We start from the raw sequence: 26,296 nt of genomic DNA on the forward strand, positions 1-26,296 counted from the left end.
TCCCTGAAGATATGGCGCGGACCATAGCGGGGTGCGTGGCGCGATCAATCGTTCCAGAGCCGCGCGGCGCCCCGCACCCCCGATGAATCGCCCCACCGGGCCGCCACGATCCGGCCGTCCCAGTGATCGGCAAAGGCGTGCCGCGCGACAATGTCCGGCAGGCGGTCATACAGCTCGCTCACGTTCGACATGCCGCCGCCCAGAACGAAGACCTCGGGATCGACCAGATTGACCACCATGGCCAGCGCCCGTCCCAGCCGGTCGATGTAGCGGTCCAACGCCGTGGCGGCGTCCTCATCGCCGTCGCGCGCCGCCGCGACCACGGCCTGGGCGGTCCAGGCGCGCCCGGTGGTCGCTTCGTGATCGCGCTGGAAGCCCGAGCCGGAAACCCAGGTCTCCAGGCAGCCGCGCAGACCGCACCAGCAGGCCGGGCCGGGCGCCTCGTCAACAGAAGGCCAGGGCAGGGAGACGTGGCCGATCTCGGCCGCCACGCCATGGGCGCCCTCGACCAGTTCGCCCCCGACCACCAGTCCGCCGCCGCAACCCGTGCCCACAATGACGCCACACACGCTGGCGGCGCCGTTGCCCGCGCCGTCGAGGGCTTCCGACAGGGCCAGGCAGTTGGCGTCGTTGGCGAGGCGGACCGGCCGCCCGAGCGCGAGCGCAAGATCCTCGCCAAACCGGCGGTCGTTCAGATAGGTCGAGTTGGCGTTGCGGATCAGTCCGGTGCGCGGCGACGGCGATCCCGGTATCGCCAGTCCTACGGACCGGGCCGGGCCGGCTTCGGCCTCCACTCGGGCGATCAGTTGCGCGACGAGCGCCAGAGCCGCGTCATAGCTTCCCGGGTTGGGCTCGCGGATCCGGGCGACGAAAACGCCCGTGTCATCCAGCGCGGCGGCTTCGATCTTGGTGCCGCCGAAGTCGATCCCGATCCGCATCAGCTGGCGAACACCCTGGCCATCAGACGTTCCAGCGCCTCGGCGTCGACGGCGTCGAAGGCGGCGATCTCGGTGGCGTCCACGTCCAGCACGGCGATCAGGTCGCCCCGCGCGTCCAGCACAGGCGTGACGATCTCGCTGGCCGAGCGGCTGTCGCAGGCGATGTGCCCGGGGAAGGCGTGAACATCCGCCACCACCTGGGTTTCACGCGTCCGCGCCGCCGCGCCGCAAACGCCGCGCCCGAACGGAATCCTCAGGCAGCCGAGCGTGCCCTGATACGGGCCGACCACCAGTTCCTCGGGCTTGCTCGGGTCAACGACGTAGAAGCCGGTCCAGAAAAAGACGGGGAAGGCGTCGGCCAGCATGGACGCCACCGTCGCCATTCGCGCCGTCAGGTTCGGCTCGCCGTCCAGCACGGCCAGAATCTCCGCCTCGACCTCGGCATAGCATTCAGCCTTGTCGGCGGGGCGGTCGTTTCGGGCGACGTAGGACATGGCGGCTCTCCTTCAGGTTTGGCCATATAGGGCCAAGCCTCGCCCGACATAAGGGAGCAATGATCGGACGTTAGAACAAAAAGAGAACAATTGGCTTGAGGCGCCGTGGTCGGGCGCAGTAGGCTGGGCGCCGACAATCAGGGAGGATGAGGATGGAAGATCGGACGCAGGCGGACGAGCGTTTTGCGCGACAGCTGGCGTGGCTGGATCACGAGCTCGCCCGCAGGGTGGAGGAGGCGCGCGCGGGCGAACCGGGCAATCGCGCCCTGGCTGTGGGCCTGCTGATCGGCCTGGTCGCCGGCATGGCGCGCGGCGAGACGACGGCGTGACGCCGCTCGTTCATTCCGCGCAGGATATGAGCCGCCTGCTGGACAGCATCGATTGGACACGGTGCTCGGGCCGTGACCTGCATCGCCTCGCCGAGGGCGCGGTGCAGGCGACGTTACGGGGCAGGGACGGGGTGTCGGGACCACTTAAGAGTGGCTCATCGCGGCCTGAAAAACCGCGCGATTTTCCCACCCACCACTTAGCTGACCACCTAAGGGCGCCTCAATCGCATCCTGCACCATTGCGTGAGGGCCGAATGTCTGGTTCCCGGCCGACAGCCTGAGACGGTCTTCGACCCATGACGGACACTCAGTAGACCTGCGCGTTTGCCTCTACGACCAGAGTTATCCGGTTCCCGGCGCACCAACTCTGAAGCTCCATATGAAGCTGCGGCCATAGCTCCTGCGCCCAGCGGGGCACGCGGGCTCGCCAAACCGGTTCGGTCGGGAGGTAAACCGTTGCGGGGTTGCCGACTATCTCAAGCATGAACGACCCCTCTGTGCCGCCTACAATCTCGACAATCAGCTCTTCTTTCCAGCGTGGCTGAAACCTAAACATCTGGCTGGCCTCAGACTCGGCGATCCGCGCCGAAGGCCGCTTTGGCTGCTTTCGTCCAAACCAACCAAACATGCGTGGCGTCTCCGCGTTTAGGGCTTAGCGGCCCGACCCGACGTTAGCGTTCTGTGGAACGCCCGCCAACGTCCGCTAACCACCCTGAAACGACGCTTGAAGGGTCCGCTTTCGGCTGATCCCCGAACGCCAAGAGAGATGACTGCTCGGCGCCAATAGCCGACATTAGCGCACCGCCAGAAAGCAGACTGTCAGGCGCCCAGCTTTGAAGTCATCGCTGCCAGCCCCTTCTAGTTCGTTCGGAGGGCCCGTTGTCAGCGCCGCTTGGGCAGCGGCGCTGACTCACGGCGACCTGGGTTAGTCGACGGCCATCGCGGCGGCAGCCAGTTTCTCGAGATCGAGATACTGCTCCTTCTCGACCGTGACGCCGACGCCCCAGATGCGGCCGCTCTTGAACTCGCCGGGGGTCCGGTAGTCCTCGCTCACCGCGTCGCCGCTGTCGCGCCCGATGCACAGGCCGTCGCCGGCCAGAGTGAACTTCCCGAACTGGGTCTTCATATCACCGGAGGCGACTGGCTCCTCGTTCACGTAAAGCGTCGTCTTGCCGTGGGATTCGCCGTACTCGCCCGCCTTCTCGCGGATGAACTCCATGCCCAGCGTGTGCTTGCCCACGCCGAGCGGCTTGGAAATGAACTTCTGCTCCGGCTTTATGCCAAGGAAGTTGTACACGTAGTGCAGCTTGCGATCCTTGATGAACAGGGCGTGCCCGCCGAAGCGCGAGCCGTGAGCGAAGATCACGCCCTCGCTCTCGGCGGTCAGTTCGACATCGGCGATGATCTTGTACGAACGCCCGCGCACATTGGCCGCCACGCCTTCGGGAACCGGAGCGGTGCCAGGATAATAGACGTAGCGTTGGCGCGGCCCTTCGGTCGTGGGTCGCTCGGTGGTGAGCACCTCGGCCGCTGTCCTGTCGTCGAGCGGCAGCACGTTGTTGGCCTCGGCGTCCTCGAACCAGGCGTCGATAAGCGCCTTGAGCTTGTCAGGATGCTCCTTGGCCAGATTGATCGATTCCGACCGGTCCTTCTCGACGTGGTAGAGTTCCCACTCGTCCTTGTCGAAATGGCCCTTGCCAGTCAGCGGGGCGTGGATCGCGGCGGCCTTCCAGCCATCCATCCACATGCCCCGCGTGCCGAGCATGGCGTAGTACTGGCGCTTCTTCTGCGTCGGACCGTCCTTTTCGAAGCTGTACTTCATCGAGACGCCGGACAGCGGGCGCTGCTTCACACCCCGGAAGGTGTCGGGCATTTCGATGCCGATGCATTCCAGGATCGTCGGCACCAGGTCCACCGCGTGGTGGTACTGGTTGCGCACCTCGCCCCGCGCCTTGATGCCCTTGGGCCAGGAGATGATCATCGGGCAGGCGGTGCCGCCGGCGTATTCCGAATAGCGCTTGAACATCTTGTACGGGGCCGAGAAGGCCGCCGCCCAACCGGTCGGATAGTGGTTGTAGGTTTCTGGCCCACCGAGCACGTCGAGGTACTTGAGGTTCTCTTCCAACTCGTCGGGGTAGTTGTTGAAGAACTTGTTCTCGTTGACCGAGCCGTTCGGCCCGCCCTCGCCCGAGGCCCCGTTGTCGGCGCAGTACATGACGATGGTGTTCTCGAGCTGGCCGCTGTGTTCGAGATACTCGACGATCCTGCCGACCTGCTCATCGGCATATTCCGACATGCCGGCATAGACCTCGGCCATGCGGCTGAAGAGCTGGCGTTCCTTGTCGTTCAGCTCTTCCCACGGGCGGACGTAATCGCCTGGATTGGCCATGTTCTCGGGAATGGGATTGAAGTCCTCGAGCTTCGTATCCGCTGGCAGCATGCCCTTCTCGATCATGCGCGGCACGACCCATTTGCGATAGGCGTCGTAGCCGTCGTCGAACTTGCCCTTGTAGCGGTCGGCGTATTCCTTCGGCGTATGGTGCGGGGCGTGGTTGGCGCCGGGGCAGAACCACATGAACCACGGCTTGGAGGGGTTGCTGGCCTTCTGGTCGCGGATCATCTGCAGCGCCTGGTCAGCCAGATCCTTCGAAAGGTGATAGCCTTCTTCAGGACTGTAGGGCTGGTCGATGAAGTGGTTGTCCTCGGTCAGGTCGGGATACCAGTTGTTGGTCTCGCCGCCGAGGAAGCCGTAGAACCGGTCGAAGCCCTGCTGCAGCGGCCATTCGGAACGTACGCCGCCGCCGCAGATGTCCTGCTCGGGCACATTGTGCTCCTTGCCCAGCCAGAAGGTGCTGTAGCCGTTCTCCTGCAGCATGTAGCCGATCGACATGACGTCGTGGGGCAGCCGGCCGCTCCAGCCAGGGAAGCCGTTGGCGCCCTCGGTGATGCACGACATGGCGTTAAGGTGGTGATTGCGCCCCGTCAGGAAGCAGGAGCGCGTCGGCGAGCACAGCGCCGTCGTGTGCCAATGGGTATAGGTCAGGCCGTTGTCGGCCAGCTTCTGCAGGGTCGGCATGTTGACCCGCCCGCCGTAAGGCTGCCAGGCCGCTTGGCCCGTGTCGTCGTAGAGGACGATCAGCACGTTGGGCGCGTCCTTGGGCGCCTTGGGCGGCAGGAACGGCTCCCAGTCCGGTTTTGAATCGCGAATATCCAGCTTGATGACGCCATTAAACGGTTTCGTGGCCACGGGCTTGCTCCGCTAGGTTGTATGTCATGGCGGCAGGACAGGGCGCCGCTGCCCCAACCATCGACGAGCGAGGGTCTGAAACAATCAGGTCAATCCCCCAGGCTCGCGCCGAAAAACTGACGACGTCCGCGGCGTTGACCCCTCCACACAATGCATCTCCGGCTGACCTGAAGTTTGGGTGCGGGTTTCGCCCGATGCCGCCGAAATCACGCGGCTTCTATGGTCGGGGCGCTTTTAAAATGGAGCCGCGACGATGCCCGACCGCAAGCCCGAGTTCCCCGTCCATATCGACCGCAATCATCTGCCAGAACCGGAGTGGGGTTTCCCGAACGCCAAGATCGGGGTGTTCGCCACCGACTCTACGCCCGACTTCCCGCCGGTGAAGACGGCGCCGGAGGGGGCTCCCAACATCTTGCTGGTGTTGCTCGACGATGTCGGCTTCGGCTGGCCGAGCGTCAACGGCGGACTGGTGCGGATGCCGGTCGCGGAAAAGCTGGCCAAGCGCGGCCTCTTCTACAACCAGTTTCACACCACGGCCCTGTGTTCACCGACGCGGGCGGCCATGCTGACCGGGCGCAACCATCATTCCGTCGCGTCCGGCGTGATCCAGGAGATGGCCACAGGCTTTCCCGGCTATTGCGGCATCATTCCGAAAAGCTGCGCCACCTTCGCCGAGATGCTCAAGCAGACCGGCTACACCAACGCCTGGTTCGGCAAGAACCACAATGTGCCGGATAATCTGACGAGCCCCGCCGGCCCATTCGACAACTGGCCGACCAATCAGGGCTTCGACTATTTCTACGGCTTCATCTCGGGCGAGACCGACCAGTTCTATCCGTCGCTGCTGGAGAACACGACGCCGATCCAGGCGCCGAAGACGCCCGACGAGGGCTACCAGCTTACTCGCGACCTGGCCGACAAATGCATGGGCTGGATCCGGCAGCAGAAGGCGATCGCGCCGGATCGGCCGTTCTGCGCCTATCTGTCGACAGGCTCGGCCCACGCCCCGCACCAGCCGCCGCTCGACTGGCGCGGCCGAAACAAGGGCCGGTTCGACATGGGCTGGGACGAGTACCGCAAGATCGTCCACGCCAACCAGCTGAAGATGGGGATCATCCCCAAGGGCACGAAGCTGACCGAGCGTCCGGAGCAGATTCCCTCCTGGGACAGTCACCCGGAGGACCAGCGCGACCTGTTCGCGGTCCAGGCGGAAAACTACGCCGACTTCCTCGAACACGCGGACTATGAGGTCGGCCGCGTGGTCGACGCGATCGAGGGCCTGGGCGAGCTCGAGAACACCCTGATCATCTACATCCTTGGCGACAATGGTTCGAGCGGCGAGGGCTCACTGGTCGGCACGCCCAACGAGATCATGAGCCTGAACGGCCGCCAGCCCAGCATCGAGGAGGCCATCGGCTTCAAGGACCGCTGGGGCATGCCCGGCACGTCCCCGCACTATGCGGTTGGCTGGGCCTGGGCCGGCGACTGCCCGTTCCAGTGGACCAAGCAGGTCGCCTCCCACTTCGGCGGCACCCGCAACGCCATGATCGCGTCCTGGCCTGATCGCATCAAGGAACATGGCGTCGTCCGTTCGCAGTTCCACCACGTCATCGATCTGATGCCGACCCTGATGGAGGTGGCCGGCATCGCCGAAGCCAGGGAGGTCAATGGCCACATCCAGCGTCCGATCGAGGGCGTCAGCTTCGCCTACACCTTCGCCAAGGGCGGCGGCGATGCGCCGAGCACCCGGACCCAGCAGTATTTCGAGATGCTGGGCAACCGCGCCATGTACGCAGACGGCTGGATCGCCTCATGCCGTCATGGGCGCCTGCCTTGGGAAACCTCGGGGTCGTTCAGCTTCGACGACGACAAGTGGGAGCTCTACAACCTGAACGACGACTTCAGCCAGGCGGTCGATCTCGCCGACAAGCATCCCGAGAAGGTCGATTTCCTGAGGATGCTCTTCATGGGCGACGCTGCGAAATACAATGTGCTGCCCATCGACGACCGGTTCTCCGAACGGCTCGATACGACGCTGCGGCCCAGCTATTTCCACGGCCGCAAGCAGGTGACCTTCTATCCTGGACTGACGCGCCTGCCGGAAGGAAGCGGCCCGCGCCTGATCGGCATTCCCTTTACGCTGACGGCGCCGGTCGTCATCCCGGAAGGCGGCGCCGAAGGCGTGATCTTCGCCCTCGGCGGCGACGCGGCCGGCTTCTCGCTGTTCCTGTGGGAGGGAAAGGCGCGCTTCCATTACAACTTCTTCGGCATGAAGCGGCATGACGCTGTCTCGCCCGATCCGCTGGACCCGGGCGAGCACGAGATCAAGGTCACCTTTCTGCCTCACGGTACAGAAGCCGGAGGCCCCGCCACCGCGGTGCTGTCGGTCGACGGCAAGGCCGTGGCGCGGTGTGAGATCGACGAGCAGGTGCCCCAGCGCTGCGGGACCGAGACCATGGACGTCGGCATGGACTGCGTTTCACCGGTCTGCGCCGACTATGAGGACCGCGGCCTGTTCCCGTTCACCGGAGAGATCAGACACGTGGCCTTCGACTTCGAAGACGTCAAACAGCCTTCGGGAATGGATCGCCTGAAGATGGCCACGGCGATGGACTGAAAAGCGAGGATTTGGGCTCGCCCTATGACGGGGCCGCGTCTCAGTGGAGATCTCTGGTGAGGTCCAAAACCGGAGAAGGTCCGGCCAGTATGGATCGGGCCAATACAGGGGGTCCGGCCTGATCAGGCCGGACCCTTACTGTTGACGCGAAGCCTTCTTAGCGTGGTCGGCCGTCTTTAGCTGACATTCAGCTGGTCTGAACGCTGTCCGAGCTAGAAACCGTCCAGGCCTCATCAAAGAGTGATAATGTCAGGATATCCACCGGCAGGCGCGCCTCCGGTACTGAGGAGCAATCTTTAAGCCCCGGCCTGAGGCAGCATTATAGAACTACCAATCACGGATTCCCGTCCCGAAGCGGACATTCCAAACCGTCGCCTTGAGTCAAAGTCCGACACTTCAAGGCGAGCTCGATTGGGTGTAATCGGCGCGTGAGCCACTCTTAGCTGGTTTTGAGCCAGTTCTAAGTGGTCTCGACAGACAACGGGGTGGTAGGCCTGGAGGGACTCGAACCCCCAACCAGACCGTTATGAGCGGTCGGCTCTAACCATTGAGCTACAGGCCCCCGATGCGGGAGACGCTGCCTAGCAGGCGTCGGGCCTGCTGCAAAGACGCCCCGTACCTGTCGCGCTTTTCATGCCGATGAACGGAACCTGCACGGGGGCCTTCCGCGTTCGTTCAGCTTCAAACGGCCAAGTTGGGCCGTGGCTGGCGAACACGCCCGCCGATCGATTTCGACGGAGACTATGATGACCCGCACCGCACGCGCCCTGATGTTGGGCACGGCCCTGATGACGTTGACGGCGCCGGCCGTCGCGTCGGCACAATCACAACCCGGCGGCTCTTCGCCGATGCAGGTGCACGCCATGGCTCAACAACCCGCTCTGAACCTGTCCGCCTATGGCGAGGTCAAGGTCGTTCCCGATCAGGCCACCATCAACTTCGGCGTGGTCACCGAGGCCGCGACCGCCCAGGAGGCCATGGCTCAGAACGCCCAGCAGATGACCCGCGTGGTCGCCGCCCTGCGCCGCGCCGGGATCGCCGAGCGCGACATCCAGACCTCGGGCCTGAACCTGTCGGCGCAGTACGACTATCAGCAGAACGAACCGCCCAAGCTGCGCGGTTATCAGGCCCAGAACCGCGTCACGGTGATTATCAACGACCTGACCAAGGTCGGCTCGACCGCAGACGCTGTGGTGACGGCCGGCGTCAATCAGATCGACGGCATCGCCTTCGGCCTGAAGGACCCCAAGGCGGCCGAGGATCAGGCCCGTCAACAGGCCGTGCGCGCCCTGCAGGACAAGGCGCGGCTCTACGCCCAGGCCCTGGGCGTCCAGTTGGGCGGCGTCCGCTCGCTGACCGAGGGTGGCGGCTTCACGCCCGAACCGCCGCGTCCGATGTATGCTCGCGCCATGGCCATGGACGCCGGCGCGGCCTCGACCCCGGTGTCGGCGGGCGAGCTGACGGTCCGCATCGACATCACCGGAACCTACGACATCGTCCGCTGATCGAACGAGCTGAACTCCAGGAAGGGCCTGCCGGCGACGGCGGGCCCTTTTCCGCCCCTCATTACCGGGGCTTCATTTGACGGCGGCTCGCTGCGCCCTATGCTCGCGGCAGGCCGCGTTTGGCCACTGACGGGACGGCCGCCTTTTTCATGAAACAGTTCTTCCTGACCATGCTCGGCGTTTTCGCCGGGCTCGTGGCCTTCTTCATCGTCCTGCCGATCGTGGCCCTGCTGTTCTTCGCCGCCGCCGCCGGCGCCTCCAAGCCGACCACGCCCGCCAATTCCGTGCTGGAGCTGGACCTGCGCGAAGGGCTCAGCGATCAGCAACCGACCAATCCGTTTGCAGCGTTCGGCGGGTCGGGCCTGTCGGTGATCCATATCGTCGACACCCTGGCCCAGGCCGAGAAGGACGACAGCGTCAAGGTTCTGCTGGTGCGCGCGCCCGAGGCCGGGATGACCCCCGCCGCCGCCGACGAGGTGCGTCAGGCGATCAATCGGTTCCGCGCCTCCGGCAAGACCGTCATCGCCCACAGCCAGGGCTTCATGCCCGTCGGGGCGGTGGTGTCCAGCTACATGGTCGCGGCCAGCGCCGACCAGCTGTGGCTGCAGAACACAGCCAACTTCCAGGCGACCGGCCTGTCCAGCGACAGCGTCTTCCTGGGCCGCGCCTTCCAGAAATACGGCGTCCAGCCCGAGTTCGAGCAGCGCTACGAGTACAAGAACGCGGTCAACGAATATACGCAGAGCGACTACACCGCCCCGCACCGCGAGGCGATGCTGGCCTGGATGACCTCCATCTACGACAGCGCCCTGGCCAATACGGCGCGCGACCGCAAGACCACGCCCGAGGCGTTGAAGGCGACCCTTGAGGCCGGTCCCTATTCCGCAGAACAGGCCCTGTCGCTGAAGCTGGTCGACAAGATCGGCCAGGTCGAGGAGGCCGAAGCCGCCGCCAAGGCCAAGGCCGGCAAGGACGCCAGGATCATCGCCTTCGGCGACTACGCCTCGATGCAGGGCGCTCGCACCGGCTCGGGCAAGTCGGCCATCGCCATCGTCGGCGGCGAGGGCGCGATCATGACCGGGCGCGGCCAGAGCGCCTCGCCGTTCGGCTCGGGCTCGGACATCCGCTCGGACGACACGGCCAAGGCCATCTATGACGCCATCGAGGACAAGGCGGTGAAGGCCATCGTCTTCCGAGTCTCCTCGCCGGGCGGTTCGCCCGAAGCTTCGGAACAGATCCTGGCCGCCGTGCGCGCCGCCAAGGCCGCGGGCAAGCCGGTGGTGGTCTCCATGGGCGCCTATGCGGCCTCGGGCGGCTACTGGATCAGTTCGGAGGCCGACTGGATCGTGGCCCAGCCCTCCACCCTGACCGGCTCCATCGGCGTCTTCGGCGGCAAGTTCGTCCTGGCCGACGCCCTGGGCCGCTTCGGCGTCGACATGCGCGGCCTGTCGGTCGGCGGGGACTACGCCGACGCCTTCTCGCCGGCGCAGGGCTTTGATCAGGGCCAGCGCGCCGCCTTCGCCGCCTCGATGGATCGCGTCTACGAGGAGTTCGTCGCGCGCGTCTCGACGGGGCGCAAACTGCCGGTCGAGCGCGTGCGCGAGATCGCCAAGGGGCGGGTCTGGACCGGCGCCCAGGCCAAGGCCCTGGGTCTGGTCGATGAGTTGGGCGGTCTGAACGAGGCCATCATCAAGGCGCGCAAGCTGGCCAATATCCCGACCAGCGAGTCGGTGCGCTTCAAGCGCTTCCCGACGCCTCAGTCGCCGTGGGAAGCCCTGGCTTCGGCCTTCGGCGCTTCCGGTCAAGCCGCCGAGGCCATGGTCTCGGTCGGTCAGGTCATGGGCGATCCGGCGGCCCAGGCCATGCTGAATCGCGTCGAGGCCGAACGTCTTCGCAGCCGCGGGGCGGTGGTGCTGGCCGACCAGCCGGCTTTTTGAAGGCGGCCGGCCTGACTGATGCGTGATGTCGCACTCCATTGACCGTTCAGGTCGATGGACCGACATTGAGGTTCAGGCGTTCCTTCATCGGCGCGCCATGAAAGGCAGTTCCATGATCCAGTCCGACCCCTTCGCCCAGATCGAGTTCAACGCCCGGCGCCGCACCGGCGGCGGCCTGTTGACGCCGATCGTCTGGCTCGGCGGTCTGATCGCAACGGCCCTGGCCGTCACCGTGGGCGCCGTTCTGGCCGTCCTGACCGCCGCTGCGGTCGCCGTGATCGCCCTGATCGCAGGCGTGGTCGTCTTCTTCGCCGGTTTCGCCTTCCGTGCGCGCCGGGCCCGCAGCGCCCGCGCTCGCCAGGACGAAGGCGTGATCGACGCGCACAAGGTGGGCGACACCTGGGTCGCCTACGGCTGGGAACGCGAAGGGCGCTGATCGAGCGCCATGCTGAACTTCACCGACGCCCCGTCGCCTAATTTCAACGCCCGGCGCGGCCCGCCGGACATGCTGGTGCTGCACTACACCGGGATGAAGACGGCTGACGAAGCCGTCGCCCGGTTGCGCGATCCGGCGGCCGAGGTTTCGGCCCACTACGTCGTCAATGAGAACGGCGTGATCCTTCGCCTGGTGCCGGAGGAACGCCGCGCCTGGCACGCTGGTCGCGGCGTCTGGCAGGGCGAGACCGACTTGAACGCCGCCTCCATCGGGATCGAGATCGTCAATCCGGGTCACGAGTTCGGCTATCGCGCCTTTCCCGAGCCCCAGATCGCTGCGGTCATCGCCCTGATCACCGACATCCGTTCGCGCTGGTCCATTCCGGACGCCCGCATCATCGGTCACGCTGACGCCGCCCCCGATCGCAAGCAGGATCCGGGCGAGCTGTTTCCCTGGAAGCGCCTGGCCGAGGCCGGGCACGGGCTATGGTTCGATCCCGCCCCGGAACGCGTCGCCGCGCTCGGCGCCGATCTCTCGCCGGGTGATGAAGGGCTGGGCGTCATCGTCCTGCGCTCGGGCCTGCACCGGCTGGGCTACGGGCTGAAGCCGGGCGGTGACTATGATGACGAGACCCGCCTGACCGTCGAGGCCTTCCAGCGCCACTGGCGGCCTGACCGCGTTGACGGCGTGGCCGACGGCGAGACTCGCGCTCGCCTGGTCGGTCTGCTGCAACTGGCCTCGGTCGAGAGCGTCACCGGGGTTCTGGATTGACGGACGCGCCTTTCGCGCGCACTTAGCCCCCGCCAGACGGCCGGGCGGTCGCGGCGAGAGCTTGCTCTTGTCGAGGAAAGTCCGGGCTCCACGGTGAAGAGGCGGCGGGTAACTCCCGCCCGGGGCGACCCGAGGGATAGCGCCACAGAAAGCAAACCGCCTGGGCTCCGGCCCGGGGAAGGGTGAAAGGGTGGGGTAAGAGCCCACCGCGTCGGCGGCAACGTCGGCGGCATGGCAAGCCCCGCCTGGAGCAAGACCGAATAGGGACGTCGCGCGGGCTCGCTCGCAGGGTTCACCGCCCGAGGCGTCCGGGTAGGTCGCGAGAACCGCTCAGCAATGGGCGGTCCAGAGGAATGATCGTCGCCGCCTTTCGGGGCGGAACAGAACCCGGCTTACAGGCCGTCTGGCATTTTTTGAGGGCCTATCGCCCTTCGGGCTACTTGAGGCCCGCCATACTTCTCCCTCTCCCGGCGGGAGAGGGCTTGAGCCTCCAAGAGCGAAGCGATTGGTCAGGCGAAAGGGTGGGGGGTTAGGCTGTCAGTCGGCGGAAGCCGCAGTGCGACGGCTCGCGCCGACGACGCGCCCGGGGAACCCTCATCCGGTCCTGCGAACCGCCTTCTCCCATCGGGATAAGGGGCGAAGCGTTGCCTTCAGGCCTTGCCATTAACCCCTGCGTTGAAAACATGGCGGAAAATGCGGTCCGCAGGCTGTGAATACTCTTGATGTTGCCTGTATGTTCTCATTCTTGACTGTGTGAACCGTTCGGCGAACTGCAAATTTGGTTAAAGGGTGTCAACTAATCCCATTGAGGCCCATTTGATCCCATGCTATCCCACAACCTCATGAGTAGGGGCTGTGGCCCGGCGCGTGGTGTCATCAACGGATTTTCAGGGGCGGGCCGAGGGGCTCGATGGGGCAGGGCGTGTTTCTCTCGACCTACGAGAAGCAGCTGGACGGCAAGCGCCGTCTCTTGATCCCCCAGGAATTCCGCACGGCTGAAAACGGCGCCGAGCACGGCGTCTTCTGCTTCCCCTCCATTGAAGCCGACTGCCTGGAAGCGGGCGGCGACAAGCTGTTCGCCGAATATCGCGCCGTCATCGAAAGCCTGCCTTTCGGCGATCCCTATCGCTCGGCGCTGGAGGCTTCGATCTTCGGCGAGCAGAAGCCGCTGTCCTACGACTCGGCTGGTCGCATCACCCTGCCGGAACATCTCTGCGCCGAGGTCGATCTGTCCGAAACGGTCGTCATCTACGGCGTCGGCGAGCGCTTCCAGATCTGGAACAAGGACAAGTGGGCCGCGCACCGCGCCGAGCAGCGACGTATGGCGCGCGAGGGCCTGAAGCAGTTCGGCGAGATGCGCCGCCAGGCCTCGGCGGCGAAAGCCGGAGGCGCGGCATGACCTCGCCACACGCCCCCGTCCTGTTGGCTGAAGTCCTTGAGGCCCTGAACCCGCAGCCGGGCGACGTCGTCATTGACGCCACCTTCGGCGCCGGCGGCTACACCCGCGCCATTCTGGAGCGCGGCGCCCAGGTTATCGGTCTGGATCGGGATCCGACCGTCCAGCCGCACGCCGATGCGGTCGCCGCCGCCTACCCGGATCAGTTCCAGCTGATCCGCACCCCATTCTCGGGCCTGTCCGAAGCCTTCGCCGAAACCGGCAAGGCCCAGCTGAACGGCGCCGTCTTCGACATCGGCGTCTCGTCGATGCAGCTGGATCAGGCCGAGCGCGGCTTCTCCTTCATGCGCGACGGGCCGCTGGACATGCGCATGGGCGATACGGGGCCGACTGCCGCCGACATCGTCAACACCTGGGATCACGGGCCGCTGGCCCACATCTTCAAGCAGTACGGCGATGAGCGTCAGTCGGGCCGGGTCGCAACCGCCATCCTGCGCCGCCGCCTCGAGCAGCCGTTCAGCCGCACCCTGGATTTGGCCGAGGTGGTGGAGAAGGCTTTGGGCGGGCGCCGCGGCGCGCCGATCCATCCGGCCACCCGCGTGTTCCAGGCTCTGCGCATCGCCGTCAACGACGAACTGGGTCAGTTGGAGCGCGGTCTGGAAGCGGCCGAGGCGACCTTGGCGCCGGGTGGGCGTCTGGTCGTCGTCACCTTCCACTCGCTGGAAGACCGTATCGTCAAAGCCTTCATGACCGAGCGTACCGGCAATGCCCCGGGCGGTTCGCGCCACGCCCCGGTGGCCGTGGAAACCCGCAAACCCAGCTTCGATCTGATGTTCAAGGGCGCTCGGGAAGCGGGCGAGGCCGAGCTGGCCGCCAACCCCCGCGCCCGATCCGCCCGCCTGCGCGCGGCGGTCCGCACCACGGCTCCGGCCTGGGGCGCGATTGAAGGCCGGTCTGGCGGAGGGAGGCGCGCATGATCGCCGTTCCCGTTCCGGTGAAGCGCCTGTTCGACTGGAAGGTCCGCGGCGTGCGCTGCGTCGAGATCATCGGCGTGGTCTGCGTCGCCGCCCTGGTCTTCTCGGTCTACATCGCCAAGGCCGCCGCCGCCCGCGAAAGCGCCGAGATCAGCCGTATCGAGAGCGAGATCCGCGAGAACCGCCAGCGTGTCCGCCTGTTGCGCGCCGAGGCGACCCGGCTGGAGCAGCCGGCGCGGCTTGAGGCCCTGTCGCGCGGGATCGGCCTTGGGCCGGTCGACGTGCACCGTCAGGCGGTCGAGACGGGCTTGCCCGCCATCGCTCCGCCGCCCGCCGCCGCTGTGTCGCCGGCGCCAGCGCCCGCCGCCGTTGCGCCTGCCGCGCCTGTTGTTGAGCCGAACGCCGAGGAGAGCCTGCATTGAGCGTGCATGATCACCACGGCATGGACTATCGTCGTCCGGCTCCGGGCCGGCCGCAGTCAGGGTCGCAAGGCCCGTCGGTCGGCGGCCTGTTCGCCGCCTGGGGGCGCTGGGTCGCCAGCCGCGTCTGGTGGATGGAGCATTCGTTCGAGCGCGCCCGCGCTGACGGCCGCCCCGAGGAAGACACCCGCGTCCGCATCTTCCTGATCCTGGCGGTCTTCTCCGCTGTCTTTGCCTGCCTGGCCTTGGGCGCGGCCCACGCCGCCCTGTTCGCGCCGCGCGGCGGGGCCGGTGTAGGCTTCAATCCGAACGCCCTCACGCGCGCCGATCTGGTGGATCGCAATGGTCAGCTGCTGGCCACCAACATCACCCACTACGGCCTCTACATTGACCCGCGCGAGATCTGGGATCCGGCCACCGCCAAGGCGCAGTTGCGCCGCGCCTTGCCGCGGGTTTCCGCCGCACGCCTGGACCGCGTTCTGCGCGGCGAACGTCGACTGCTGGTGCTGAACGGCCTGACGCCGTCCGAACGCGGCGCGGTTCACGCCTTGGCTCTGGGCGGCGTCTCATTCGAGCCCGAGGACCGCCGCGTCTATCCGCTGGGCACCTCGGCCGCTCACCTGATCGGCCGGGCCGACACGGGCGGCGAGGGCGTGTCCGGCACGGAGCTGGCCTTCAACCAGGAAATCCGCGCGGCCGGCGCCGCCGGCGAGGACTTCCAGCTGTCGATCGACCTGCGCGTTCAGGGCGTGGTCGAGAATGAACTGGCCATCGCCGCCGAAGAGCATAAGGCCAAGGGCGCTGTCGCCGTGGTGGCCGACGCCCAGACCGGCGAGATTCTGGCCATGGCGTCCTGGCCGACCTATGACGCAAACCGTCGCAACAGCGCGCCCGAAGAGGCGCTGATGAACCGCGTCACCTCGGCCCACTATGAAATGGGCTCGGTATTCAAGAGCTTCACCGTCGCCGCCGGCATCGACACCGGCCGGGCCGACATGAACACCCTGTTCGACGCTTCTCAGGCCCTCCAGATCGGCAAGCGCCGCATCACCGACTTCCACGCCACCAACAAGGTGCTGACGCTGGAGGAGGTCTATCTGCACTCGTCCAACATCGGCACGTCGCGTCTGGCGGTCGAGATGGGCGGCGACGTCATGCGCGACTATTTCCGTCGCCTGGGCCTGCTGGACGCTGCTCCGATCGAACTGAAGGAATCGGCCAGCCCGCCCCGGGTGCGCAAGTGGGACGACACCACCCTGGCGTCGCTGTCCTTCGGCTATGGCATCATGATCACCCCGATCCAGTATGTCGCCGCCTATGGCGCGCTGGTGAACGGCGGCCGCTATGTGCAGCCGACCCTGCGCAAGGGCGGGCGACCCAATGCGCCGACCCATCAGGTCGTCTCGCCCGAGACCTCCGCCACCATGCTTGACCTGATGCGCCGCAATGTGACGCGCGGCTCGGGCGGCTTCGCCAACGCGCCGGGCCTGCGCATGGGCGGCAAGACGGGATCGGCCAACAAGCTGGTCAACGGGCGCTACAATCCGGCCGTGGCCGTGGGTTCTTTCGCCGGGGTCTTCCCCGCCGACGGTCCGGTGACGGCCAAGCGCTACACGGTCTTCGTGCTGATGGACGAGCCGGGCGTCTTCCCGCGCACCGGCGGCTATGTGGCGGCGCCGGCCGTCGGCCGGATCGCCGACCGCATCGCCCCCTTCCTCGGCGTCGAGCGCAAGGCCGACCGCTGGTCCACCGCCCTGGGCGAGAAGATCCCGCAGTATCAGGATGTCGAAGGGGACGGCCGATGAGCGCCCTTCGCCTGTCCGAACTGCTGCGTCGCGACCTTAGCTCGGATCCCGAGATCACCGCCGTGACCGCCGACAGCCGCAAGGTCGTTCCTGGCGCCCTTTTCGTGGCTCTGCCGGGGTCCAGCGCCGATGGCCGCGCCTTTATCCCGCAGGCCCTCGCCAAGGGCGCCGCCGCCATCCTGGCCCCGGCCGACACCCCGGCGGGCGCCGCGCCCCTGCTGGTCGCCTCGGGTGACGTGCACCGCGCCTACGCCCTGGCGGCGCGCAGCTTCTACGGCGCCCAGCCCAAGACCTGCGTCGCCATCACCGGCACCAACGGCAAGACCTCGGTCGCCAACTTCTGCCGCCAGATCTGGGCGGGGCTCGGCCTGAAGTCGGCCAGCATGGGCACGCTGGGCGTCGTCGGTCAGAAGGGCGACAAGACCTACGCCCTGACCGGCCCCGGCCTGACCAGTCCTGACGCCGCCGACGCCGCCCGCCTGCTGGCCGAGCTGGCCGCCAAGGAGGTGACCCACCTGGCGCTGGAAGCCTCGTCGCACGGCATCGAGCAGCGGCGTCTGGACGGCGTGGCCATTCGCGCCGCCGGTTTCACCAACCTGACCCAGGACCACCTCGACTATCACGGCACGATGGAGAGCTATCGCGCCGCCAAGCTGCGCTTGTTCGAGGCCCTGCTGCCGCGTGGCCGCACCGCCGTCCTGAACGCCGACTCCGACGCCTATTCGGCCTTCGCCTCGGCCTCGATCATGGCCGGTCTCGGCGTCATGGGCGTGGGCGAACGGGGGCGCGACCTGACGCTGCTGGCGCGCCGGGCGACGCCCGAAGGCCAGCGCCTGACCATCGACGCGCGCGGCCGCATCCATGACATCCTGCTGCCTCTGGCCGGGGCCTTCCAGGCCTCGAACGCCCTGGTCGCGGCGGGCCTCTGCATCGCCGGCGGCGAAGACCCCGACCGCGTCATCCTGGCCATGGAGCTCATCCAGGGCGCCCAGGGCCGCCTGCAGCGCATCCCTGGCGAAGGCTCGCGCGGTGGCGAGGTCTATGTCGACTACGCCCACACCCCCGACGGTCTGGAAACGGTGCTCAACGCGCTTCGTCCCCACGCGACGGGCAAGCTGATCGTCGTCTTCGGCGCCGGCGGCGACCGCGACCGCGCCAAGCGGCCGATGATGGGCGAGATCGCTGGCCGTCTGGCCGACGTGGCCATCGTCACCGACGACAATCCGCGCTCGGAAGACCCCGCCGCCATCCGCGCCCAGGTCCGCGCCGGCTGCCCCGACGCGCTCGAGATCGGCGACCGCCGCGAAGCCATCCGTCACGCCGTATCGCTGATGCGCGAAGGAGATGTGGTGGTGATCGCCGGAAAAGGGCATGAACAGGGACAGATCGTCGCCGGGGTGACCCACCCCTTCGACGACGCCACCGAAGCGACCGAAGCCCTGCGCGATCATGCCTGACACCCAAACGCCGCTCTGGACCGCCGAAGCCATCGCCTCGGCGACCGGCGGCCAGCTCCACGGACCCGATGCCGATGTCACGGGCCTGACCTACAACAGCCGCGAAATCCAGTCCGGCGACCTCTTCCTGGCCCTGCACGGCGCCCGCGACGGGCATGAGTTCGCCGCCGCCGCCTTCGCTGCGGGCGCGACCGTCGCCCTGGTCGACCGACCCATTGAGGGCGGGCCCTATGTTCTGGTCCCCGACACCCTGAAGGGGCTGGAGGCCATGGGCGTCGCCGCCCGTGAGCGCGCGCGCCTGCGCGGCGCCGTCACCGGCAGCGTCGGCAAGACCAGCGTGACCCAGGCGATCAAGGCGGGCCTTGATCTGGCCGGAACGGCTCACGCCTCGATCAAGAGCTACAACAACCATATCGGCGTGCCGCTGACGCTGGCGCGGATGCCACATGGCACGGACCGCGCCGTGTTCGAGATCGGCATGAACCATCCGGGCGAGATCGGGCCTCTGTCGGCCTTCGTCCGCCCCCACGCCGCCTGCGTCACCACGGTCGGCCCCGTCCACATCGAAGCCTTCGCCGACGGCGAGGCGGGCGTGGCGCGCGAAAAGGCCGCGATCTTTGAGGGTCTGGTCCCCGGCGGGATCGCCGTGGTCAACGCCGCCGACGCCCATGCGGACATCGTGCGTCAGGGCGCGCTGGACACCGGGGCGACGTTGCGCACCTTCGGCCATGACGCCGACTGCGACGCCCGCCTGTTGAGCTTCACGCCCGACAGCGAGGGCGCGACGGTCGTCGCCGAACTGGACGGTCAACGGATCGAATACCGCCTGGCCCAGTCGGGCGTGCATTGGGGCCTGAACAGCCTGTGCGTCATCCTGATGCTGCAGGCGCTGGACGTGTGTCTGGACACGGCGTTGCAGGCCCTGGCCGGCTTCCAGCCTCTGGCGGGACGCGGCCAGATGAAGACGGTCGCCATCCCCGGCGGCACCTTCACCCTGATCGACGAGAGCTACAACGCCAATCCGCTGTCGATGAAGGCCGGTTTCGTCAGCCTGGGCGCCAAGCCCGTGGGGCAGGGCGGTCGCCGCGTCGTCGTCCTGACCGACATGCTGGAGCTGGGCGAGCACAGCCGCGCCCTGCACGAAGGTCTGGCGCCCGCCATCGAAGCGGCGGGTCTGGACGTGGTCCACGCCGCCGGACCGCAGATGCGCCAGCTTTACGACATCCTTCCCCCGTCGCTGCGGGGCCAATGGCGCGAAACCGCCGCAGAATTGGCCGCAGAGGCCGTCGCCTTGGTCCAGCCCGGCGACGTGGTCATGGTCAAGGGATCGAACGGGTCGCGCGCCTCGCTGGTCGCGGCGGCCCTGGCTGGATTGCATGACGCCGAGCGCGGATCGATAGAGAAATGAGGAGAGACCCCCTCAAGCAGGACCGCGCCGCGCGCGGTCCGATAGGGGACTAAAAAGCCAATGTTCTACCTGCTCTATCTCTACTACGCGGACATCGCTCAGGAATATCCGCTGCTGCACCTGATCCAGTATCAGACGGTGCGCGTCGCCCTGGCCATGGCCACGGCCATGATCGTCGCGGTCGCCATGGGCAGCCGCTTCATCAACTGGATTCGCGCCAAGCAGGGCCGCGGCCAGCCGATCCGCGAGGACGGCCCGGTGTCGCACCTGTCCAAGGTCGGCACCCCGACCATGGGCGGCCTGATGATCCTGGCGGGCATCGGCGTGGCGGTCTTCCTCTGGGGCGACCTGACCAATCCCTATATCTGGATTGTCTCGGGCGTTACGGCGGCCTTCGGCGTCCTGGGCTTCATCGACGACTACGCCAAGGTGACCAAGCAGACCTCGGCGGGCCTGACCTCGAAACAGAAGCTGGCGGCCCAGGCGGTCGTGGCCGTGATCGCGGGCGTCCTGACCGTGGTCTGGATGACCTATTCTCCGACCTCGCCGGGTCTCGAAACCTCGATCGCCTTCCCCTTCCTGAAGGCCATCCTGCTCAACATCGGCTGGTTCTATGTGGCCTTTGCGGCCTTCACGATCATCGGCTTCTCCAACGCCGTGAACCTGACCGACGGTCTGGACGGCTTGGCCATCGTGCCGGTGATGATGGCGGCCGGCGCCTTCGGCATCATCTCCTACCTGGTCGGCAACTTCGTCTTCGCCGAGTATCTGCAGGTCCACCACGTGCCTGGCTCGGGCGAGCTGGCCATCTTCTGCGCCGCCATGATCGGCGGCGGCATGGGCTTCCTCTGGTACAACGCCCCTCCGGCCAAGATCTTCATGGGCGACACCGGCTCGCTGGCTCTGGGCGGCGCGCTGGGCTCGATCGCCGTGGCCACCAAGCACGAGCTGGTGCTGGGCATCGTCGGCGGCCTGTTCGTGGTCGAGGCGGCCTCGGTCATGATCCAGGTCGGCTACTTCAAGCTGACCGGCAAGCGCATCTTCCTGATGGCGCCCATCCACCACCATTTCGAGAAGATGGGCTGGCCGGAATCGACCGTGGTCATCCGCTTCTGGATCGTCGCCGCCATGCTGGCGCTGCTCGGTCTGGCCACGCTGAAGCTGCGCTGATCCCATGATCCCGGTTCCCGGCTTCGAGGGCAGACGCGTCGCGGTCTTCGGCCTGGGCCGGTCCGGGATCACCGCCGCGCGCGCGCTTCAGGCCGGCGGAGCCACCCCGATCCTGTGGGACGACGGCGTCTCGGGCCGGATGCAGGCCGAGGCCGAGGGCTTCGTGGTCGAGGACCTGACCCGCGCCGACTGGTCGGGCTTCGCCGCCCTGGTCCTGTCGCCCGGCGCGCCCCTGACCCACCCCAAGCCCCACTGGACCGTTGAGCGCGCCCATGCGGCGGGCGTCCCGGTCATCGGCGACGTGGAACTGTTCGCTCGCGCCCTTCACGCCTTGCCTGAAGGCCGGCGCCCCCGCGTCGTCGCCATCACCGGCACCAACGGCAAGTCCACCACCACGGCCCTGATCGGCTGGGTGCTGAAGTCGACGGGTCTGAGCGTCCACATCGGCGGCAACATCGGCATCGGCGTCCTGGCCCTGCCGGCCCCGACGCCGGACGCCGTCTATGTCATCGAGGTCTCGTCCTACCAACTGGACCTGACCACGACCTTCGCGCCCGACGTGGCCATCCTGACCAACATCAGCCCCGACCATCTGGACCGCCACGGCGGCATGGAGGGCTATGTCGCCGCCAAGCAGCGGATCTTCCAGACGCAGGGCGACGCCGCGCTGGCCTTGGTCGGCGTGGACGAAATCTGGGGGCGGGGGATCGCGGCGGACCTGCGCGGGCGGGGACGGCGCGTTTGCGCGGTTTCCACTCTTTCAGTCATCCCGGGGGCGGACGCGCAGCGTTCGGAGCCCGGGATCCAGACGGCTGCTCATGTCACCGAGGCCTGGGTTCAGGGTTCGGGTACGCCGCCCCGGAATGACGGCATTGAAGCGGCGCCCGGCTCTTTGACCTCCAACGGTCAGCTCGTCGCCGACCTCTCCACCGCCCGCTCGCTCCCCGGCCGCCACAACGCCCAGAACGCCGCCTTCGCCTACGCCGCCGCCCGCGCCCTGGGCGTGTCGCACGAGGCGGCGGTCGAGGGCCTGCTGACCTTCCCCGGTCTGGCGCACCGCATGGAGGCCGTGGGCCGTCTCGGGTCCGTCCGCTTCATCAACGACTCCAAGGGCACCAACGCCGACGCCGCGCGTCAGGCCCTGGCCTCCTATCCTTCCGTCTTCTGGATCGCGGGCGGCAAGGCCAAGGAGGGCGGCATCGACAGTCTCCGCGACCTCTTCCCCCACGTCGCCAAGGCCTATCTGATCGGCGAAGCTGCCGATGCCTTCTCTGTCACCCTGGCCGACACCCCCCACATCGTGGCCCACACCATGGAGCGCGCTGTCGAACTGGCGGCGGCCGACGCGGCTGCGGCCGGCGGCGAGCAGGTGGTCCTCTTGTCCCCCGCCTGCGCCAGCTTCGACCAGTTCCCTGACTTCGAGGTGCGGGGCGAAGCCTTCCGCGCCGCCGTCCTGGCGCTCGGCGCCAAGCCTGAGCCCGCCGCATGAGCCAGAGCTACAGCCACCCCTTTTCGCGCAATGATCAGAGCCTGATCGCGCGCTGGTTCTGGACCGTGGATCGCGGCCTCTTGGGCGCGGCCCTGACCCTGGTGGCGCTGGGCGTGTCGCTCAGCTTCGCCTCCAGCCCCGCCGCCATTCTGGCCGATGAATCGATCACCGATCCCTTCCACTATTCCTGGCGGATGATCGTCTGGGCCTCGATGGGCACGGGCCTGATGCTGACCACGTCCCTGCTATCGCCGCGCGGGGTGAGGCGGATCGCGGTCCTGGCCCTGTTCGGGGCCATTGTGGTCATGGCGGCCCTGCCCTTCATCGGCGACACGGTGAAGGGCGCCGCGCGCTGGATCAACCTCGGTCCGTTCAGCCTGCAACCGTCCGAGTTCGCCAAGCCCGGCCTGATCGTCTTCGCCGCCTGGATGTTCGCCGAGGCGCAGAAAGGGCAGGGCGTTCCGGGCGTCAGCATCGCTTTCGGCTTCTGGGCCCTGACCGTCGGCCTGCTGCTGATCCAGCCCGACATCGGCCAGACCCTGCTGATCACCACCACCTTCATGGCCGTCTTCTTCATGGCCGGGGTGCCGCTGAAGTGGGTGGCCGTCATCGCCGCCATGGGCGCGGGCGGGGTGGTGTCGCTGTATTTCACCTTCAGCCACATGCGCGACCGCCTCAGCCGTTTCCTGTCGCCCGAGACGACCGACACCCACCAGATCGACCGCGCTTCCGAGGCCATCCGCGCCGGCGGCCTGGTCGGGCGCGGCATCGGCGAGGGCGTCATGAAGCGCCGCGTGCCCGACCTGCACACCGACTTCATCTATTCGGTCGGCGCCGAGGAGTTCGGCCTGATCCTCAGCCTCTTCATGATCGGCCTCTACGCCTTCATCGTCATCCGCGGGATGAAGAAGGCGATGAAGCTGAACGACCCGTTCGAGCAGACGGCGGCGGCGGGCCTGTTCATGCTGATCGGGCTGCAGGCCTGCATCAATGTGGCGGTGAACCTGAACCTGATCCCGACCAAGGGCATGACGCTTCCCTTCATCAGCTATGGCGGATCGTCGATGATGGCCATGGGCCTGACCATGGGCTTTGCGCTGGCCCTGACGCGCCGTCGTCCGGGCGCCTATGAGCCGGGCTCCAACATCTCCCCGCCGCGTCGTCGCCTGCTGCCGTAAGAGAGTATCCGCCATGAACAAGGTCTGCGTCGTCGCCGCCGGGGGCACTGGCGGTCACATGTTCCCCGCCGAGGCTCTGGCCCGTGAGCTGGCCTCGCGCGGCTGGCGCGTGGTGCTGGCGACCGACACGCGTGGCGAACAATACGCTCACGCCTTTCCCGCCGAGGAACGTCTGGCGCTGGACGCCGCCACTGGCGCCGGCCCCGTCGGCCTGCTGAAAGCCGGTCTGGCGATCTGGCGCGGCGTAGGGCAGGCCAAGTCGGCCTTTGACCGCACCGGCGCGGATGTGGTCGTCGGCTTCGGCGGCTACCCTTCCGCTCCGGCCCTGGTCGCCGCCATCCTGCAAAAGCGCCCGACCCTGATCCACGAACAGAACGCGGTCCTGGGCCGCACCAACCGGATGCTCGCCCCGCGCGTCGGCGCCGTGGCCTCGGCCTTCCCGACGCTGGGCCGCGCGCCCGAGGCGGTGAAGGCCCGCGCCCAGGTCGTCGGCAACCCGGTCCGCCCCGACATCCGCGCCCTGTTCGATCGCGCCTATGTCGCGCCCGCACGCGACGGCCCGATCCACGTCCTCGTCACCGGCGGCAGCCAGGGCGCCCGCATCCTGTCCGAGACCGCGCCGCGCGCGCTGGCGGCTCTGCCTGAGGCCATCCGCAGCCGCCTGCACGTTCAGCAGCAGTCCCGCCCCGAAACCCTGGAAAGCGCCCGCCAGATCTATCTGGAGGCCGGTATCAACGCCGAGGTCGCCCCCTTCTTCCGCGACATGGCCGACCGCCTGTCGAAGGCCCATCTGGTCATCGGTCGCGCTGGCGCTTCGACCTGCTCGGAGTTGGCCGTCGCGGCCCTGCCGTCCGTCCTGATCCCTCTGAAGATCGCCATGGACGATCACCAGACCCTGAACGCCCGGGCTCTGTCCCAGGCCGGCGCCGCCCGCGTCATCGCCGAGGATGATCTGACGGTGGACAGTCTGACAGCCGCGCTGGCCGAGGTGCTGTCCGATCCGGCCGGGCTGGCGGCGATGTCCGCCGCCGCGCGTTCGGTCGCCATCCCCGACGCCGCCGCGCGTCTGGCCGATATGGTGGAGGCGGCGGCGCGCTGAAGCGACGCATGGCCTTGGGTCGCGGGGCGAAGGTGGCTAGGCTGACCTCATGCCCCAGTTCGTCATCAATCTGACCAACGATGTCTTCGCCCTGTGGGCGCAGTTTCACTGGCTGCCCGAATGGGCCGTGGTCACCATCATCACCGCCGTCTTCGTCTTCATCGGCTGGGCGGCCAACCAGGTCGTCTTCGCCCTGCTGAAGCTGGCGGTGCGCAAGCGCGACCTGTTCTGGAAGGGCATGGTCGGTCGCGCGCGGCTGAAGGTGCGGATCGCAGTGATGATCATCGCCCTGGCCCTGGCGGTGACAGTGTCTCCGCTGGACCCTGAACCCTCGCTCCTCATCCGGCGCACCCTGTTGTTCGGCTTCATCCTGGTCTGCGGCTGGATGATTGCGGGCGCGGTGGACATGGGCGCGATCGTCCATCTGCGTAAATTCAACATGGAGGCCGAGGACAACCTCTATGCGAGGAAGCACGTCACCCAGACGCGCATCCTGCAACGTGTCGCCGCCATCCTGATCGGGCTGATCACCCTGGGCCTGGCGCTGCTGACCATCCCGGGCGTGCGACAGTGGGGCATGTCGCTGCTGGCCTCCGCCGGTGTGGTCGGCATCGTCGCCGGTCTGGCCCTGCAACCCTTCCTGACCAATCTGATCGCCGGCATCCAGATCGCCACCGCCCAGCCGATCCGGCTGGACGACGCGGTCATCGTCGAGGGCGAATGGGGGCGGGTGGAGGAGATCACCTCCACCTATGTGGTGGTCAAGCTGTGGGACTGGCGGCGGATGATCCTGCCGCTGACCTACTTCATCCAGAAGCCGTTCCAGAACTGGACCCGCGACAACGCCAGCCTGATCGGGGTCGCCTTCCTCTATGTGGACTACGAGGCCCCGATCGACCGCCTGCGCGTCAGGCTCGAGGCCATCGCCCACGCCTCGCCCCTATGGGACGGCGACGTGGTGTCCCTGCAGGTCACCGACATCACCGACCGTGTGGCCCAGGTCCGCTGCCTGACCAGCGCCAAGAACGCCTCGATCGCCTTCGACCTTCGCTGCGAGGTGCGCGAGAAGATGCTGGTCTTTATGCGGGACGAATGCCCGCAGGCTCTGCCGCGTGACCGTTTCGACCTGAATCGCATCGACGATCAGCGCGGGCCGTCGATCTCGCCCCTCAGCAAGGCCTGACCCAGCTTGACGGCCTCGGCGACGGCCGCAGTATCCGCGGCGGGCGTATCTGAAGCGCAGGCGACAGCCGCCAGCTCCGCTGCGTCGCCGCCGGGACTGATGGCGTAGGGCGGCGAGGGCTCCGGCGTGATCGGCCCCTCGACGCCGTCGGCGCGCAGCGAGGCGAAGTCCAGCCGGTCTGCCGTTTGCGCTGCGCAGTCGAACCGCCACCACGACCAGCCGCCGGAATAGGCGATGTCGCCGATGACCAGGTCCGCCTCGCTGACTTGCAGGGATCGCATGCGCACGCCGTCGCCATCGGGCGTGACCGACGCGGCGTCGGCGAAGATGGCGAAGCGCCCGACGCCGGTCAGGACCAGGGCGTGATCCTGGGCCATCGCCGACGGCGCCGTCAGCATGGCGAGGGCGATCATCGTCGTCATGAGGGCTGGTTTCATCTCGGCG

21 protein-coding genes, 1 tRNA gene and 1 other RNA gene are annotated in these 26,296 nt (G+C 67.4%); 18 read left to right on the forward strand and 5 right to left on the reverse strand.

Going from position 1 to position 26,296, the window contains the following annotated elements; all coding sequences use genetic code 11:
• Window positions 1-44 precede the first annotated feature (44 nt).
• A complete protein-coding gene (locus tag B4A39_RS02320; RefSeq protein ID WP_292033308.1) occupies window positions 45-941 on the reverse strand; it encodes an ROK family protein in 897 nt (298 codons plus the stop codon).
• Window positions 938-1,432 (reverse strand): GAF domain-containing protein, encoded by a 495-nt coding sequence (locus B4A39_RS02325; protein WP_292032841.1) that lies wholly within the window; start codon window positions 1,430-1,432, stop codon window positions 938-940. Before B4A39_RS02325 ends, B4A39_RS02320 begins: the two co-directional genes overlap by 4 nt.
• Before the next feature lie 152 nt (window positions 1,433-1,584).
• Between B4A39_RS02325 and B4A39_RS02330 the strand changes: the two genes are divergently transcribed.
• Window positions 1,585-1,761, forward strand: a complete 177-nt coding sequence (locus B4A39_RS02330; protein ID WP_292032844.1) for a hypothetical protein — start codon at window positions 1,585-1,587, stop codon at window positions 1,759-1,761.
• Window positions 1,762-2,686: 925 nt separating this feature from the next.
• On the opposite strand, the gene B4A39_RS02335 is transcribed toward B4A39_RS02330, so the two are convergent.
• Window positions 2,687-5,008 (reverse strand): arylsulfatase, encoded by a 2,322-nt coding sequence (locus B4A39_RS02335; RefSeq protein ID WP_292032846.1) that lies wholly within the window; start codon window positions 5,006-5,008, stop codon window positions 2,687-2,689.
• 253 nt (window positions 5,009-5,261) lie between these two features.
• Here B4A39_RS02335 and B4A39_RS02340 point away from each other — a divergent pair, with 253 nt between their 5' ends.
• The gene (locus B4A39_RS02340; protein ID WP_292032848.1) at window positions 5,262-7,625 is read left to right on the forward strand and encodes an arylsulfatase; all 2,364 of its coding nucleotides are present in this window, start codon (window positions 5,262-5,264) and stop codon (window positions 7,623-7,625) included.
• A gap of 486 nt (window positions 7,626-8,111) precedes the next feature.
• On the opposite strand, the gene B4A39_RS02345 is transcribed toward B4A39_RS02340, so the two are convergent.
• Window positions 8,112-8,187, reverse strand: a tRNA-Ile gene (locus B4A39_RS02345).
• 184 nt (window positions 8,188-8,371) lie between these two features.
• Between B4A39_RS02345 and B4A39_RS02350 the strand changes: the two genes are divergently transcribed.
• The 16 genes from B4A39_RS02350 to B4A39_RS02425 all read left to right on the forward strand — a co-directional run bounded on the left by B4A39_RS02350 (window position 8,372) and on the right by B4A39_RS02425 (window position 25,852).
• On the forward strand, window positions 8,372-9,130 hold the full coding sequence (locus B4A39_RS02350; protein WP_292032850.1) for an SIMPL domain-containing protein: 759 nt from the start codon (window positions 8,372-8,374) through the stop codon (window positions 9,128-9,130).
• A 149-nt stretch (window positions 9,131-9,279) separates the two neighbouring features.
• Complete coding sequence (sppA, locus tag B4A39_RS02355) at window positions 9,280-11,067, forward strand: signal peptide peptidase SppA (RefSeq protein WP_292032852.1); 1,788 nt, start codon at window positions 9,280-9,282, stop codon at window positions 11,065-11,067.
• A 112-nt stretch (window positions 11,068-11,179) separates the two neighbouring features.
• A complete protein-coding gene (locus tag B4A39_RS02360; protein ID WP_292032854.1) occupies window positions 11,180-11,503 on the forward strand; it encodes a hypothetical protein in 324 nt (107 codons plus the stop codon).
• A gap of 9 nt (window positions 11,504-11,512) precedes the next feature.
• Window positions 11,513-12,274 (forward strand): peptidoglycan recognition protein family protein, encoded by a 762-nt coding sequence (locus B4A39_RS02365; protein WP_292032856.1) that lies wholly within the window; start codon window positions 11,513-11,515, stop codon window positions 12,272-12,274.
• Window positions 12,275-12,306: 32 nt separating this feature from the next.
• Window positions 12,307-12,685: RNase P RNA component class A (gene rnpB, locus B4A39_RS02370), an RNA gene on the forward strand.
• A 511-nt stretch (window positions 12,686-13,196) separates the two neighbouring features.
• On the forward strand, window positions 13,197-13,673 hold the full coding sequence (locus tag B4A39_RS02375; protein ID WP_292032858.1) for a division/cell wall cluster transcriptional repressor MraZ: 477 nt from the start codon (window positions 13,197-13,199) through the stop codon (window positions 13,671-13,673).
• Window positions 13,670-14,647 carry a 16S rRNA (cytosine(1402)-N(4))-methyltransferase RsmH gene (rsmH, locus tag B4A39_RS02380; protein ID WP_292032860.1) on the forward strand — a complete coding sequence of 326 codons (978 nt, stop codon included), beginning with the start codon at window positions 13,670-13,672 and terminating at the stop codon, window positions 14,645-14,647. Before B4A39_RS02375 ends, rsmH begins: the two co-directional genes overlap by 4 nt.
• Entirely contained in the window at window positions 14,644-15,066 is a 423-nt protein-coding gene (gene ftsL / locus B4A39_RS02385; RefSeq protein WP_292032862.1) for a cell division protein FtsL, read from the forward strand. Before rsmH ends, ftsL begins: the two co-directional genes overlap by 4 nt.
• A 20-nt stretch (window positions 15,067-15,086) precedes the next feature.
• Window positions 15,087-16,868 (forward strand): peptidoglycan D,D-transpeptidase FtsI family protein, encoded by a 1,782-nt coding sequence (locus tag B4A39_RS02390; RefSeq protein ID WP_292033310.1) that lies wholly within the window; start codon window positions 15,087-15,089, stop codon window positions 16,866-16,868.
• Window positions 16,865-18,325 (forward strand): UDP-N-acetylmuramoyl-L-alanyl-D-glutamate--2,6-diaminopimelate ligase, encoded by a 1,461-nt coding sequence (locus B4A39_RS02395; protein WP_292032863.1) that lies wholly within the window; start codon window positions 16,865-16,867, stop codon window positions 18,323-18,325. Before B4A39_RS02390 ends, B4A39_RS02395 begins: the two co-directional genes overlap by 4 nt.
• Window positions 18,318-19,733, forward strand: coding sequence for a UDP-N-acetylmuramoyl-tripeptide--D-alanyl-D-alanine ligase (locus B4A39_RS02400; RefSeq protein ID WP_292032865.1), 1,416 nt, complete (start codon window positions 18,318-18,320; stop codon window positions 19,731-19,733). The genes B4A39_RS02395 and B4A39_RS02400 overlap by 8 nt, the downstream gene beginning before the upstream one ends.
• A 60-nt stretch (window positions 19,734-19,793) precedes the next feature.
• Entirely contained in the window at window positions 19,794-20,903 is a 1,110-nt protein-coding gene (gene mraY, locus B4A39_RS02405) for a phospho-N-acetylmuramoyl-pentapeptide-transferase (protein ID WP_207822593.1), read from the forward strand.
• Between the two features lie 4 nt (window positions 20,904-20,907).
• Window positions 20,908-22,392, forward strand: a complete 1,485-nt coding sequence (gene murD / locus B4A39_RS02410) for a UDP-N-acetylmuramoyl-L-alanine--D-glutamate ligase (RefSeq protein ID WP_292032871.1) — start codon at window positions 20,908-20,910, stop codon at window positions 22,390-22,392.
• Entirely contained in the window at window positions 22,389-23,570 is a 1,182-nt protein-coding gene (gene ftsW / locus B4A39_RS02415; RefSeq protein WP_292032873.1) for a putative lipid II flippase FtsW, read from the forward strand. Before murD ends, ftsW begins: the two co-directional genes overlap by 4 nt.
• A 13-nt stretch (window positions 23,571-23,583) precedes the next feature.
• A complete protein-coding gene (murG, locus tag B4A39_RS02420; RefSeq protein WP_292032874.1) occupies window positions 23,584-24,669 on the forward strand; it encodes an undecaprenyldiphospho-muramoylpentapeptide beta-N-acetylglucosaminyltransferase in 1,086 nt (361 codons plus the stop codon).
• Window positions 24,670-24,718: 49 nt separating this feature from the next.
• The gene (locus tag B4A39_RS02425) at window positions 24,719-25,852 is read left to right on the forward strand and encodes a mechanosensitive ion channel family protein (protein ID WP_292032876.1); all 1,134 of its coding nucleotides are present in this window, start codon (window positions 24,719-24,721) and stop codon (window positions 25,850-25,852) included.
• On the opposite strand, the gene B4A39_RS02430 is transcribed toward B4A39_RS02425, so the two are convergent.
• Complete coding sequence (locus B4A39_RS02430; RefSeq protein WP_292032878.1) at window positions 25,813-26,289, reverse strand: hypothetical protein; 477 nt, start codon at window positions 26,287-26,289, stop codon at window positions 25,813-25,815. The genes B4A39_RS02425 and B4A39_RS02430 overlap by 40 nt on opposite strands.
• Window positions 26,290-26,296: the final 7 nt, after the last annotated feature.

The organism is Brevundimonas sp. UBA4553 (assembly GCF_002387245.1).
Classification (GTDB): domain Bacteria; phylum Pseudomonadota; class Alphaproteobacteria; order Caulobacterales; family Caulobacteraceae; genus Brevundimonas.

Excerpts from the sequence above, each read along its gene's own strand:
- B4A39_RS02395 (WP_292032863.1), top strand. The coding sequence starts at position 16,865 with ATGAGCGCCCTTCGCCTGTCCGAACTGCTGCGTCGCGACCTTAGCTCG.
- B4A39_RS02360 (WP_292032854.1), top strand. The coding sequence starts at position 11,180 with ATGATCCAGTCCGACCCCTTCGCCCAGATCGAGTTCAACGCCCGGCGC.
- murG (WP_292032874.1), top strand. The coding sequence starts at position 23,584 with ATGAACAAGGTCTGCGTCGTCGCCGCCGGGGGCACTGGCGGTCACATG.
- rsmH (WP_292032860.1), top strand. The coding sequence starts at position 13,670 with ATGACCTCGCCACACGCCCCCGTCCTGTTGGCTGAAGTCCTTGAGGCC.
- sppA (WP_292032852.1), top strand. The coding sequence starts at position 9,280 with ATGAAACAGTTCTTCCTGACCATGCTCGGCGTTTTCGCCGGGCTCGTG.
- B4A39_RS02390 (WP_292033310.1), top strand. The coding sequence starts at position 15,087 with ATGGACTATCGTCGTCCGGCTCCGGGCCGGCCGCAGTCAGGGTCGCAA.
- ftsL (WP_292032862.1), top strand. The coding sequence starts at position 14,644 with ATGATCGCCGTTCCCGTTCCGGTGAAGCGCCTGTTCGACTGGAAGGTC.
- B4A39_RS02430 (WP_292032878.1), bottom strand. The coding sequence starts at position 26,289 with ATGAAACCAGCCCTCATGACGACGATGATCGCCCTCGCCATGCTGACG.
- B4A39_RS02400 (WP_292032865.1), top strand. The coding sequence starts at position 18,318 with ATGCCTGACACCCAAACGCCGCTCTGGACCGCCGAAGCCATCGCCTCG.
- mraY (WP_207822593.1), top strand. The coding sequence starts at position 19,794 with ATGTTCTACCTGCTCTATCTCTACTACGCGGACATCGCTCAGGAATAT.
- B4A39_RS02330 (WP_292032844.1), top strand. The coding sequence starts at position 1,585 with ATGGAAGATCGGACGCAGGCGGACGAGCGTTTTGCGCGACAGCTGGCG.
- B4A39_RS02350 (WP_292032850.1), top strand. The coding sequence starts at position 8,372 with ATGACCCGCACCGCACGCGCCCTGATGTTGGGCACGGCCCTGATGACG.
- B4A39_RS02325 (WP_292032841.1), bottom strand. The coding sequence starts at position 1,432 with ATGTCCTACGTCGCCCGAAACGACCGCCCCGCCGACAAGGCTGAATGC.
- B4A39_RS02340 (WP_292032848.1), top strand. The coding sequence starts at position 5,262 with ATGCCCGACCGCAAGCCCGAGTTCCCCGTCCATATCGACCGCAATCAT.
- ftsW (WP_292032873.1), top strand. The coding sequence starts at position 22,389 with ATGAGCCAGAGCTACAGCCACCCCTTTTCGCGCAATGATCAGAGCCTG.
- B4A39_RS02365 (WP_292032856.1), top strand. The coding sequence starts at position 11,513 with ATGCTGAACTTCACCGACGCCCCGTCGCCTAATTTCAACGCCCGGCGC.
- B4A39_RS02425 (WP_292032876.1), top strand. The coding sequence starts at position 24,719 with ATGCCCCAGTTCGTCATCAATCTGACCAACGATGTCTTCGCCCTGTGG.
- murD (WP_292032871.1), top strand. The coding sequence starts at position 20,908 with ATGATCCCGGTTCCCGGCTTCGAGGGCAGACGCGTCGCGGTCTTCGGC.